General features: G+C 38.4%; 4 protein-coding genes. 1 reads left to right on the top strand and 3 read right to left on the bottom strand.

Annotation, left to right across the window (positions count from 1 at the left end; genetic code table 11):
- Positions 1 to 10: 10 nt before the first annotated feature.
- Positions 11 to 1,048, bottom strand: a complete 1,038-nt coding sequence (locus D7004_RS03265) for an aldo/keto reductase (protein ID WP_123204442.1) — start codon at positions 1,046 to 1,048, stop codon at positions 11 to 13.
- 412 nt (positions 1,049 to 1,460) lie between these two features.
- Between D7004_RS03265 and D7004_RS03260 the strand changes: the two genes are divergently transcribed.
- Positions 1,461 to 3,311, top strand: a complete 1,851-nt coding sequence (locus D7004_RS03260; RefSeq protein WP_244214231.1) for an alkaline phosphatase — start codon at positions 1,461 to 1,463, stop codon at positions 3,309 to 3,311.
- A gap of 64 nt (positions 3,312 to 3,375) precedes the next feature.
- Here the strand turns inward: D7004_RS03260 and D7004_RS03255 are convergent, their stop codons facing one another.
- Together D7004_RS03255 and D7004_RS03250 are read right to left on the bottom strand one after the other, a co-directional pair.
- Positions 3,376 to 4,362 carry a PorP/SprF family type IX secretion system membrane protein gene (locus D7004_RS03255; RefSeq protein WP_123204441.1) on the bottom strand — a complete coding sequence of 329 codons (987 nt, stop codon included), beginning with the start codon at positions 4,360 to 4,362 and terminating at the stop codon, positions 3,376 to 3,378.
- A gap of 1 nt (position 4,363) precedes the next feature.
- The gene (locus D7004_RS03250) at positions 4,364 to 13,129 is read right to left on the bottom strand and encodes an Ig-like domain-containing protein (RefSeq protein WP_123204440.1); all 8,766 of its coding nucleotides are present in this window, start codon (positions 13,127 to 13,129) and stop codon (positions 4,364 to 4,366) included.
- Between the last annotated feature and the right edge of the window lie 546 nt (positions 13,130 to 13,675).

The following is a 13,675-nucleotide window of genomic DNA, read 5'->3' as shown; positions in this document are numbered from 1 at the left end:
ATTTATAAATTTAGGCATTTAAAAAGTCAACTCCCGAACTTCTGTCAGATGTCATAGCTTCGAGCACATTTGCAGGGTATTCGACTGGTAGTTTGCTTACATCATTTAATAAGTTTAATTCTTCTGGTGAAAATTTAACATCAACGGCTTTTAAATTATCTTTAAGCTGATGCAGTTTTGTAGCTCCAATGATTACACTACTTACCACAGGTTGTTGTAGCAACCAGGCTAATGCCAATTGAGCGATTGATACCTGTTTTTCCTCGGCCATTGGCGCAAGAACATCTAATACATCATACGCTCGTTCTTCGTGGAAAGGAGGGAATGGAAAACTGTTCAACCTACCAGCTTCTTTGTTTCCATCTCGTTTGTACTTTCCAGTAAGCAAGCCACCACTTAAAGGACTCCAAATCATCATACCAACTTTTTGATCCAATAATAAAGGAACAATTTCACGCTCAACATCTCTAACATCTAAAGAATAATTGGCCTGAAGCGAAGCAAATCTATCTAAATTATTATACTGTGAATAGGCTAAACCTTTCATCAATTGCCATGCAGCCATATTACTTGCGCCAAAATACCTTATTTTACCACTGCGAACCAAATCATTTAAAGTTCTAATCGTTTCTTCAATTGGCGTAAGCGGATCTACCGTGTGGATTTGGTAAAGGTCGATGTAATCTGTACCTAATCTTTTTAAACTCGCTTCTACCTGCTGGATGATGTGTTTTTTCGAAAGTCCTCTGTCGTTCTCACTTTGCCCCATAGAACCTCTAACCTTTGTAGCGAGTACTAAATCATCTCTATTAATCGAAAGGTTTTTGATAGCATTGCCAATCATAATTTCCGATTGCCCCTCCGAATAAATGTTTGCCGTGTCAATAAAGTTAACGCCTGCATCCGTTACGGTTTTAATTTGTTCATCAACCTCTTTTTGATCCAAATTACCCATGTAGCCAAAAAAACCTTTTCCGCCGTAATTCATTGTGCCCAGGCAAAGTGTTGATACCTTTAATCCTGTATTTCCTAAAATTTTATAATTCATCTTTTCTGTTGATTAACGAATACAAATATCATTGATTGCAGATTCTGGGTTGTATTTAAAACGCAGGAATCTGTGTTCAAAATGAGCGATAAATAATTTGCTGATTATGCAAAGAGATTTTAAATTTTGGTTAACTATTTACATGAGTTCGATTCTACGACACGTCATGCTGAATTTATTTCAGCATCTCTCCTGTAAAAAAAAAGGCAGCTCATTACTAATGTGAAGGCAATTAATAATAGAACTCAGGTTAATTAGCTTTTGTTACTTCCACTTCTGTTTGTTATCATCAGCTTAATATTAACTTCACACCAAAGTTGTTTTTTTGCTGCAAAAAAAAATTAGCCGAACACCGCGAAAAATCCTGAATACGGTAAGTCCTTTAAATAATAATATTATCACATTGCATAAAATGAAAATTTCCTACATAAAAATTTTAGCCATCATGTTGGTGTTCCCTTCACTAACTTGGGCACAAACAAATGGCAATACTAGAGGACACAGTCATAACGATTACCATCAAGATATTCCTCTTTTACAGGCCTATTATGCTAAAATGGGATCAGTAGAAGCTGATGTTTTTTTAAAAGACAACGAACTTTACGTAGCGCATGAAAATTCAGAGATTAAACCTGGACGTACATTAACTCAGCTTTATCTATCGCCATTAGCAAAATTATTTAAAGAGAATGGCAACCAGGCATTTAAAAATTCTGAGCAAACGCTTCAATTGGTTATCGATATAAAGCAAGACCATATTAATGTTTTGAACAAGCTTATATCAGAATTGAAGGCCTTCGGCGATGTATTCGATGTAAGCAAAAATAGCAAAGCAATTAAAATCGTAATTAGTGGAGATATGCCTGTTCCTTCAAAATTTATGGATTGGCCAGATTATATCTCTTTTGATGGTCGTCCAGGCATAAAATATTCTGCTGATGAATTGAAGCATGTTGCAATGATAAGTCAGGATATTAAAAAATATACGGTTTGGAATGGTAAAGGCGTACCAACGCCAACAGATTATGCCAAGCTTAAACAAGTAGTTGATGATGCACATAATCTTAAAAAGCCTTTTAGGTTTTGGGCTACAGTTGATAGTAAGAATACATGGATTGTTCTTGGTAGGTTAGGTGTAGATTGGATAAATACCGATCATCCGGCTCAATTGGCCGATTTTTACGCTCATCAAGATAAATTGACTTTTACCAACGCTACTCCATACCCGATTTACACACCCAGTTATCAATCAGATGGAGCAAATAAGAAAGTTAAAAATGTTATTTTATTAATTGGCGATGGGATGGGACTTGCCCAGATTCATGCCGGTTTAATTGCCAATCACGGAGATTTAAATCTAGCCAGAATTAAAAACATTGGCTTTTCTCAAACTGGTGCAGCTAATTCTGATAATACCGATTCGGCAGCTGGAGCTACAGCAATGGCTACAGGAGAGAAAACAAATAACAGGTACATTGGTATGGGAACTGATAATAAAAAGAGAACAAACCTGGTTGATACGCTTTACGGCTTTGGTATTAAGAGTGGAATTATAAGCGTTGGCGATATTACCGATGCAACTCCAGCGGCATTTTATGCTCACCAAACCGAACGCACCATGAGCAATGAAATCGCTGCTGATTTGTTAAAATCAAAAGTAGAAATTTTGGTTGGCTCCAATCAGCAAGCTTTTTTAAATAATAAAAATACAGGTTTAGCGAGTGCACTAACACAATCAGGATTTGTTTTGAACAAAAGCTTTCCTGAATTTGAGAAACAGGTTTCGGGTAAGCAATTGGTTTTGCTACCAAACGAAGATACCCGTTCGGTATTGAAAGGGCGAGGAGATGTTTTAAAACAGTCGCTGTTAAAAACTGTTGAACTACTCAAAAAGAATAAAAAAGGCTATTTTATTATGGCTGAAGGTGCTCAAATAGACCATGGAGGACATGCGAATGATCTACCTTATTTGGTTACCGAAATGCTTGATTTTGATAAAACGATTGAAGCTGCTTTGCGAATTGCCGATAAAGATGGTGAAACACTTGTTATCGTTACCGCAGACCATGAAACCGGTGGTTTATCACTTCTTGATGCGGATACGAAAAACGGAAAAATTACTGGAAATTTCAGTACAGATGACCACACAAACATTATGGTGCCCGTTTTTGCTTATGGTCCACATGCTGATGAATTTAGAGGAGTATATCCCAACAACCTAATTTTTAAGAAAATATTAAAAGTAATAATCACCTTAAAATAATTTACGAAAATTAGATTTGAAGAGGTTGAGACGAATAGCTTTAGGATGGAAATAATCTATCCTGTTAAAACACCGGACACCGAATGCCTCGGTAATTTTCTGATTTACGTTTGAAAAAAGTTAATGAAATTTCGAAAGTATTTGTGTTTGTTCCTGCTGTGTTAAGTGCTGGGTTAATATCGTAGCTTAAGCCTAGCGTAAAATTATTAAATGTAAATCCTCCGTAAGGAACGATTGCATCTTTATAACGAATGTTTCCTCCCAATATCACTTCAGATGTATTACCCGATGGAACTGACAGATAAACACCTGCCATACGTTCTTGTGCATTGCCTTGCCTTGCATACATGATGTGCGGAATAACCACCATATTATTTTTCAATTTAATACTCACACCGGCATTTACCAGATAACGAATTGGTAAATAATATTTCCCCTGCGAGTTCACAAACGGATCTACCGGTCGGGTTAAATGATTCATAGAAAATGCAGCAAATAAATTGGCTTTTTTGAGCGGGTTGGTATCAAAAAAGGCAACACCTGCACCAGCATCTAAAACAGTAGAAGCATTGTTGTTGAAATTATCTGCAGTAGGAATTACTGGATTAAAACCAACTCCAGATTGATATTGGTCGCCAAGTTGAAATCTACTGCTATCAAATCTTCGATTCAAAAAACCGGCGTTTATCCCAAAAATAAAATTATAATCTTCGTTATAACCAAATTTTATACCGGTGTAGGCAAGAGATAAACTACCATTTATGTAACCATAGCCGCCACTTGTAGCCGTTTGGTTTAAAATATTTACACCAATATTTATGTTTCGGTTAGTGGTTAGCTCGGCCGATAAACCATCAGTATTAAAGGTATTTACATTACCAAAACTCTGACTTCTGTGTATCAGTGTTGCTCTGTAATCCATCTGAGATGCGCCTGCAAGTGCAGGATTCATCCAAAGGGCATAAGCATAATATTGTGAAAAATGAGGATCTACCTGGGCATAGGTTTTAAAAGCCACCAGAAAAAAAACTAAAAAAAACACGTTCCTCATACTACCTCAACAAATTAATTGCACCATGTTTTGTAAGTTCTTCTCCATCGTTAAACCGAACCACACATTTATATAAGTAAACACCAACGGGTTGAGGCAAACCTCTGTAATTCCCATCCCAAGATGCATCTTTTTCTTTTGATCTATAAATTAATTCGCCCCATTGGGTATATACCATAAATTCTACGGCATCTATTTCATTACCGTAAACTTTAACGAAGTCGTTTTTGCCATCAGCGTTTGGTGTAAAGGTGTTTGGAATAAATAAATCTCTTTTCTTTGTATAGTTTAAAGCCAAACTAGCAGAGGTTATACAACCATTTTCCGACATCACATTTACAACAACATTTACATTGGATTTTAAATTTAAGCTTTGAGTTGTAGCATCTTGTTTTTGAAATAAATTTTGAGGCGACCAACTAACCACTTTATATTTTAAGTTTGATGATGTTTTTAAAACGATGCTTCCATCTGGTTGGCTAAATTCATCATTTGCTGATAGGGAAATTTTAAAATCAACTTCGTTAACCTGAACGATGTTTGAAATCGTACCTCCGCAACCCGTTGTATTAATAGCTTTTGCCGAATAAATGCCACCTGAAGTAGCTACATAGGTTTGGTTTACTGCACCCGGAATTAATACCCCATCTTTGAACCATTGGTTGCCCGTAGATGATGACGAGCTTAATGTTACTCTGCCACCTCTGCAAATTACTTGCTCACCAACAGGAGAAATTGATGGCGGAGGCAATAAATCTTTAAATATTATAGAAATTGGTTCAGACATTAAGCTTTCGCAACCAGCTGGGGTTTTAGTTTTTACTGTGTAGCTACCATCTAGAGAGGTTTGAAAAATCTGATCAATTGCCCCTGGGATGATGCTTCCATTTCTGTACCATTGATTTCCCGTTGATGCAGATGATTTTAGCGTTGCTTTTTCACCTTTACAAAGTTCTATAGCAGTAGTTGCAGTAATCGATGGCTTTGTTGGCGTTCCTTCATTTATAATGATAACAGGATCAGAAATTAAGGAAGAACAACCATTGATATTCTTGGTTTCGATACGATATTCTCCGCTCAAAGTAATTGTTATGCTCTTGCCTGTCGCACCATTTATGGGCTGATTATCTTTATACCATTGATATTGATGAGCAGTTGAAGATGTTAAAATAACTGAACCGCCTAAACAAAATTGAAGGTTGCCGCTACTGGTAATTAAAGGTTTAGTACCTAAAGGAATAATGGTTACCACTATTTCCGATTTCGGACCTTCACATCCTGTAGAAAATTTCTGGGCAACAAAATATTTCTGAATTCCAACTGTCGCAATTGAAGGTGTCGGAGCAGACGGAAGAATTTGTCCGGCTTCATTGTACCAAACCAAAGTTGCACCACTTGATGCCGTTGCAGTAAGTGCAGGAACTGCCTTTTGATTTTGGCAATATGATAAAGTACCGGAAACAGTTGGAGCTGCAGGAAGCGGATTAATGGTTACCAATATTTCCGCTTTCGGACTTTCACATCCTGTAGGAAATTTCTGCGCAACATAATATTTTTGAGTTCCAACTGTAGCAGTTGAAGGTGTTGGTGCAGATGGCAGAACTTGTCCAGTTTCGTTGTACCAAACTAAGGTTGCATTGGCATCGGGATTTGCAGTAAGTGCAGGAACTCCAGTTTGATTTTGGCAATACGATAAAGTAGCAGAAACAGTTGGAAGTGCAGGAAGCAGATTAATGGTTACCACTATCTCTGCTTTTGGACCTTCACACCCTGTAGAAAATTTTTGAGCAACAAAGTATTTCTGAGTTCCAACTGTCGCAGTTGAAGGTATTGGAGCAGATGTCAAAACCTGTCCGGATTCATTGTACCAAGCCAAAGTTGCGTCAGTCGATGGAGTTGCAGTAAGTTCTGGAACTCCAATTTGATTTTGGCAATACGATAAAGTAGCAGAAACAGCTGGAGCTGCAGGAATCGGATTAATGGTTACCACTATCTCTGCTTTTGGACCTTCACACCCTGTAGAAAATTTTTGAGCAACATAATATTTCTTAGTTCCAACTGTAGCAGTTGAAGGTGTTGGTGTAGATGGCAAAACCTGTCCGGATTCATTGTACCAAACTAAGGTTGCGCCAGTTAATGCAGATGCAGTAAGTTCAGGAACTCCAGTTTGGTTTTGGCAATACACTTGATTTGGTGCGGTTGGCTTAGAAGGAGTTGGGTTGATGGTAACCGTAATTTCCGCCTTTTCACTTTCGCAACCATTTATAAGCTTTTGAGCAACAAAATATTTTTGAGTTCCAACTGTAGCAGTTGAAGGTGTTGGAGCAGATGGCAAAACTTGTCCTGCTTCATTATACCAAACTAAGGCTGCATTGGCGTCTGGATTTGCAGTAAGCTCAGGAACTCCAGTTTGATTTAGGCAATATGCTAAAGTAGTAGAAACAGTCGGAGCTGCTGGAAGCGGATTAATGGTTATCACTATCTCCGCTTTCGGACCTTCACATCCTGTAGCGAATTTCTGGGCAACAAAATATTTCTGAATTCCAACTGTAGCAGTTGAAGGTGTTGGAGCAGATGGCAAAACTTGTCCAGTTTCGTTGTACCAAACTAAGGTTGCATTGGCGTCTGGATTTGCAGAAAGTTCAGGAACTCCAGTTTGATTTTGGCAATACGATAAAGCAGCAGAAACAGCTGGAGCTGCAGGAAGCGGATTAATGGTAACCGTAATTTCCGCCTTTTCACTTTCGCAACCATTTATAAGCTTTTGAGCAACATAATATTTTTTAGTTCCAACTGTCGCAGTTGAAGGTGTCGGAGCAGATGTCAAAACCTGTCCGGATTCATTGTACCAAACTAAGGTTGCATTGGCGGCTGGATTTGCAATAAGCTCAGGAACTCCAGTTTGATTTTGGCAATACGATAAAGTAGCAGAAACAGCTGGAACTGCAGGAAGCGAATTAATGGTTACCACTATTTCCGCCTTTTCACTTTCGCAACTATTTATAAGCTTTTGAGCAACATAATATTTTTTAGTTCCAACTATCGCAGTTGAAGGTGTTGGAGCAGATGGCAAAACTTGTCCTGCTTCATTGTACCAAACCAAAGTTGCGTCAGTTGATGTACTTGCAGTAAGTTCAGGAACTCCAGTTTGGTTTTGGCAATATACTGGATTTGGTGCGGTTGGCTTAGAAAGAGTAGGATTGATGGTAACCGTAATTTCCGCCTTTTCACTTTCGCAACCATTTATAAGCTTTTGAGCAACATAATATTTTTTAGTTCCAACTGTAGCAGTTGAAGGTGTTGGAGCAGATGGCAAAACTTGTCCTGCTTCATTGTACCAAACCAAAGTTGCGTCAGTTGATGTACTTGCAGTAAGTTCAGGAATTCCAGTTTGGTTTTGGCAATATACTGGATTTGTTGCGGTTGGCTTAGAAGGAGTTGGGTTGATGGTAACCGTAATTTCCGCCTTTTCACTTTCGCAACCATTTATAAGCTTTTGAGCAACATAGTATTTTTGAGTTCCAACTGTAGCAGTTGAAGGTGTTGGAGCAGATGGCAAAACTTGTCCTGCTTCATTATACCGAACTAAAGTTGCACCATTTGATGAGGTTGCAGTAAGAGCTGGAACTCCAGTTTGATTTTGGCAATATGCTAAAGTGGCAGAAACAGTTGGGGCTGCTGGAAGCGGATTAATGGTTACCACTATCTCTGCTTTTGGACCTTCGCATCCTGTAGAAAATTTCTGCGCAACATAATATTTAAGTGTTCCAACTGTAGCGGTTGAAGGTGTTGGAGCAGCAGAAAGAACTTGACCACTTTCATTGTACCAAACCAAAGTTGCACCACTTGACGCCGATGCGGTAAGTGCAGGAATTCCAGTTTGGTTTTGACAGTAAGTTAAATTTGAAACAGTTGGGGCTGCTGGAAGAGGATTAATGGTTACCACTATTTCCGCCTTTTCACTTTCGCAACCATTTATAAGCTTTTGAGCAACATAGTATTTTTGAGTTCCAACTGTAGCAGTTGAAGGTGTTGGAGCAGATGGCAAAACTTGTCCTGCTTCATTGTACCAAACCAAAGTTGCATTGGCGTCTGGATTTGCAGAAAGCTCAGGAACACCAGATTGATTTTGGCAATACGATAAAGTCGCAGAAACAGTTGGAGCTCCAGGAAGTGGATTAACGGTTACCACTATTTCCGCTTTCGGACCTTCACATCCTGTAGCGAATTTCTGGGCAACAAAATATTTCTGAATTCCAACTGTAGCAGTTGAAGGTGTTGGAGCAGATGGCAAAACTTGTCCAGTTTCGTTGTACCAAACTAAGGTTGCATTGGCGTCTGGATTTGCAGTAAGAGCTGGAACTCCGGTTTGATTTTGGCAATATGCTAAAGTAGCAGAAACAGTTGGGGCTGCAGGAATCGGATTAATGGTTACCACTATTTCCGCTTTTGGACCTTCACATCCTATAGAAAATTTTTGCGCAACATAGTATTTTTGAGTTCCAACTGTAGCAGTTGAAGGTGTTGGAGCAGATGGCAAAACTTGTCCAGTTTCATTGTACCAAACTAAGGTTGCATTGGCGTCTGGATTTGCAATAAGTTCAGGAACTCCAGTTTGATTTTGGCAATATGCTAAAGTAGCAGAAACAGTTGGGGCTGCAGGAATCGGATTGATGGTTACCACTATCTCCGCTTTCGAACCTTCACATCCTGTAGAAAATTTCTGTGCAACATAATATTTCTGAGTTCCAACTGTCGCAGTTGAAGGTGTTGGTGCAGATGGCAAAACTTGTCCGGCTTCATTGTACCAAACTAAGGTTGCATTGGCGTCTGGATTTGCAGTAAGCTCAGGAACTCCAGTTTGGTTTTGGCAATATGCTAAAGTAGCAGAAACAGTTGAAGCTCTAGGAAGTGGATTAACGGTTACCACTATTTCCGCTTTCGGACCTTCACATCCTGTAGGAAATTTCTGAGCAACATAGTATTTTTGAGTTCCAACTGTAGCAGTTGAAGGTGTTGGTGTAGATGGCAAAACCTGTCCGGATTCATTATACCAAACTAAAGTTGCACCATTTGATGAGGTTGCAGTAAGAGCTGGAACTCCAGTTTGATTTTGGCAATATGCTAAAGTAGCAGAAACAGTTGGAGCTCCAGGAAGTGGATTAACGGTTACCACTATTTCCGCTTTCGGACCTTCACATCCTGTAGGAAATTTCTGAGCAACATAGTATTTTTGAGTTCCAACTGTAGCAGTTGAAGGTGTTGGTGTAGATGGCAAAACCTGTCCGGATTCATTGTACCAAACTAAGGTTGCATTGGAATTGGGATTCGCAGTAAGTGCAGGAACTCCAGTTTGGTTTTGACAATATGTTAAATTTGAAACAGTCGGAGCTGCGGGAAGCGGATTAATAGTTACCACTATTTCTGCTTTCGGACCTTCACAGCCTGTAGAAAATTTCTGCGCAACATAATGTTTAAATGTTCCAGCAACAGCAGTTGAAGGTGTTGGAGCAGATGGCAAAACTTGTCCGGATTCGTTGTACCAAACTAAGGTTGCATTGGCGTCTGGATTTGCAGAAAGTGCAAGAACTCCAGTTTGATTTTGGCAATACGATAAAGTAGCAGAAACAGCTGGAGCTGCAGGAAGCGGATTAATAGTTACCACTATTTCTGCTTTCGGACCTTCGCATCCTGTAGGAAATTTCTGAGCAACATAGTATTTTTGAGTTCCAACTGTAGCAGTTGAAGGTGTTGGTGTAGATGGCAAAACCTGTCCGGATTCATTGTACCAAACCAAAGTTGCGTCAGTTGATGCAGTTGCAGTAAGCTCAGGAACTCCGGTTTGGTTTTGGCAATACACTGGATTTGGTGCAGTTGGCTTAGAAGGAGTAGGATTGATGGTAACCTTAATTTCAGTCTTTTCACCTTCGCAACCGATATCGAATTTCTGAGCTACATAAAATATTTGAGTTCCTGCTGTAGCAGTGGAAGGTATTGGTGCTTCCGAAAGAACTTGTTTGTTTGAATCATACCAAACTAAAGTTGCATCGCGTTCGGTGGTTGCTGTAAGTGCTAAAACTCCAGTTTGGTTTTGGCAATATACTGGATCTGGTGCAGTTGGTGCTAACGGCCGAGGTAATACGTTAATTTTAAATTCAGTAAACTTTTGATCGCAACCTTTTGCGGTAGCTCTAACAGTTGCTTCTCCTACAAATTCAGCTGCCCAACTAACAAGTCCCGTAGCGGCATTAATCGTACCTGCATTCGTGGGAGCAAGTTGATAAACAATTGATTCGCTATTTGTAGCAGTTGCCGAATAAGTGATTTCACCACTTCCAGCACAACGTTCTGTAGCAAGTTCAGACATAAATACAGGAGCGCTTACATTTGGTTTCACTACAATAATACCTGATTTTGAAGCAGGAATGCCACCAACTGTGGTAATGGTATAAGTAGTTCCTTCTGGTAGTGTAGGAACATTGGATGAACCAGTAATTTTAATCAAATCACCTTCTTGGGTATAATTAAATCCTGCAGGCAAATTTGTAACAACAGCTGATGATGCTCCACCTCCAATTTTGTAAACTATTTCTTCGATTGCAGTATTCAAACAAACACTTCGGTCGGGAGAACCTTGGGGTACTAATGTTACCGTACCCAACTCTGTACGAGTTGATATTTCGCTTTCATCATTATTAGGATTGATGTCAGTCTGCGTGCCAGTAATTTTTGCTTTATTTATGTTAGTACCATCTTGTGCAACCTTCGCATTTATAATTAGTTCAGCACTTGCTCCACTATTCATTCCACCTATCGACCAAATACCGGTAGCACTGTCATAACTTCCAGTAGCAGTCGTGTGTGATACATAGGTATATCCAGCCGGAAGTTTATCTAAAACCGAAACCCCAATCGCATTGCCCGAACCTAAGTTTTCGGCTACCAGTTTGAATGAAACTTCTTCGCCCAAATTTGGTAATGCTTTATCTACCGTCTTTTTTATAGAGCGATCGATATCGCAAAGCGAAATAATAAGCGGCAAAGATTGTGCACTCATTCCGCATTCAAGTTCTACAGTTAACGTATAATTTCCTGAAGCCTTAGCCACATAAGTATTAGCTGTAGCACCATTAATTTCAACACCATTGAAATACCATTTATATCCTCTTGCATCAGACGGTTGTGCAGTTAAAATGGCAGCCGAACAGTCCGTTTTATCTACTGTTGGTTGTCCGGCTTTTTCCGCAAATCGAGATATAAAATTAGACATCGAGAAACCATCACCTTGCTGCACCATCGAAACGGTAAGCCTCGTGTTGCTACTTAAGGTTATCACGTTTGGTTTGCCAATATCAGCATCGGTAAATTTAATAAGATATAAACCCGAAGTGCCTAGTGGTTTTCTATTTCCTACTGATGGAATGCTTTCGATATTTTTGTTACCTGTTGTCGTTTTTAGATTAATAACGTCAGTTGGTGAATTGGTTAAAATGTATCCAAAATAACTTAATGCACTTTCTGTATAGGAGGTAAACTTATAAGTTTCTACATTTTTGGAACCACCGCATTTTTCAATTGGCACAAGTGCTGCAACATCTACTTCACAACCTCCACCAACAGAAATACCACCCGTTCCCGAAAATACAAGTACGTCTTTTTCAGCTACAATTCTTGATGATGAGAACTTTCCATTATTTGTCGTACTCCAGTTTGTACCATTAATATAGCCATGTTTAAAGGTTTTAAAACCTCCAGCTGCAGAAATCGTAAAATCTTCTCTACGCTTAAAAACCCCGTTCTCATCATAAAATTCAACATAAAATTTTGTGTTTGGTTCTGAAGCTATTACAGTGGTTTGTTCGGCTGTAAGATTACCTTCACCTTTAACAATAACATATTCAGAACCTAAAGACACGATTGGGGGAATAGGATTGTAGGCGCCATCACCACATCCTTCCGGTGCATCTAATCTGGCTCCGGTATTCATAACTGCCGGACCTGACGACTCGACCAGCGTTCCAATGGGGCTTTGAAATAGATAACTCTCCCCTTTATTTAAGGTTGCAGTTGCAACACCAGCAATTTTAACCACCGTATTGTTTTCTATAGCCATTATGCTATAAATAGGTAATTCAGAACCACTTAGTGTTCCATCTCTATAATAGCCTACCCTAAATGCAGTTCCAATTGCAGCATCACCAAAACTGAATAACGATGCATTTCCTTTAATCTGAGCGTCATTTCCATCGCCGCCCAAATTATCAGAAGCGATGTTTCGCAAGTTTACAGCAATTGTTCCGTTTGCAATTACGATTAAACCGGCACCAGCTAAAACTGTATTGAGTTGATGGGTGGGAGTGGTTGAAGGTGCATCATTAGTTACAACTCTTACAAAAGGTGTATTAGCAACAGTTGTAAAATCATACAGTTTAGCTCCGTTACTTTTATAAATACTACCAGAAATAGTTGATGTACTTTCTGTCGTAATTACAATCTGATTGGCTTTATTCCAATATTGCCAAGGCGCAGGTGCAATATAATGGGTAGAGTAGGTTGGTACGAATAGATTGGATTTATGATTATCAGAATCTGCTAATAAATCGTTTAAAGATGATTTAAATGTTAATGATGTCTTAAAATTCCCTTTTTCATTAGGTAAGAAATCATCTGCAATAGGTGTACTGTTCGGAAATGCATTTGCAATTCCAACGGTAAGTATTTTAAAAAACAATAAGCATAATAGGGTATATACTGCTTTTTTATTCATTTTTCTTAATCACTTGCACATAAATCCCATGTCCGTTAATAATTTATAGTGGACATTTGGAAAAAAAAATTCAAAAACTAGGTTAATGAGAGCGTATCTTAAAACTAATAGGAATGTAGTTTAAGATTGTAATTTCTAACAAAAGTAACCCCTAATCAAGAGTAGAGTTTCTAATCAAAGCGATTTTTACACGAACTTAAAATGCAGTAAAACAAATGATTACATAAATTAAAAAGTCTGTATTTTTAATAATACGGTATGTGTTGTTATTTTGAATGATCACATCGTGTAAAGTTGTTAATTATCAGCTGTTTAAATTAAAATGGCATTAGAAATATTAAAAATTGTGTTATGAGTTTGTAATTGCTATTTTTTGTGATGAAAACCCAGATTTGGGACAATTTTTCTATTTAATAAAAATGCGTTAGATATCGCTAGAATGTATACCAATTTTGGAATAAGCTGTCTGAATTTTTGACATTTTAAACTGAAAAATTTGCGGATTTTATGAAAAATTTTCAGCAATTATTATTCAATATTCAATTG

This window comes from Pedobacter jejuensis (assembly GCF_003725795.1).
Lineage (GTDB): Bacteria > Bacteroidota > Bacteroidia > Sphingobacteriales > Sphingobacteriaceae > Pedobacter > Pedobacter jejuensis.
The sequence above is the reverse complement of the archived record's forward strand: the minus strand, read 5'-3'. Positions and strand labels throughout refer to the sequence as shown.

Excerpts from the sequence above, each read along its gene's own strand:
- D7004_RS03265 (WP_123204442.1), bottom strand. The coding sequence starts at position 1,048 with ATGAATTATAAAATTTTAGGAAATACAGGATTAAAGGTATCAACACTT.
- D7004_RS03260 (WP_244214231.1), top strand. The coding sequence starts at position 1,461 with ATGAAAATTTCCTACATAAAAATTTTAGCCATCATGTTGGTGTTCCCT.
- D7004_RS03255 (WP_123204441.1), bottom strand. The coding sequence starts at position 4,362 with ATGAGGAACGTGTTTTTTTTAGTTTTTTTTCTGGTGGCTTTTAAAACC.
- D7004_RS03250 (WP_123204440.1), bottom strand. The coding sequence starts at position 13,129 with ATGAATAAAAAAGCAGTATATACCCTATTATGCTTATTGTTTTTTAAA.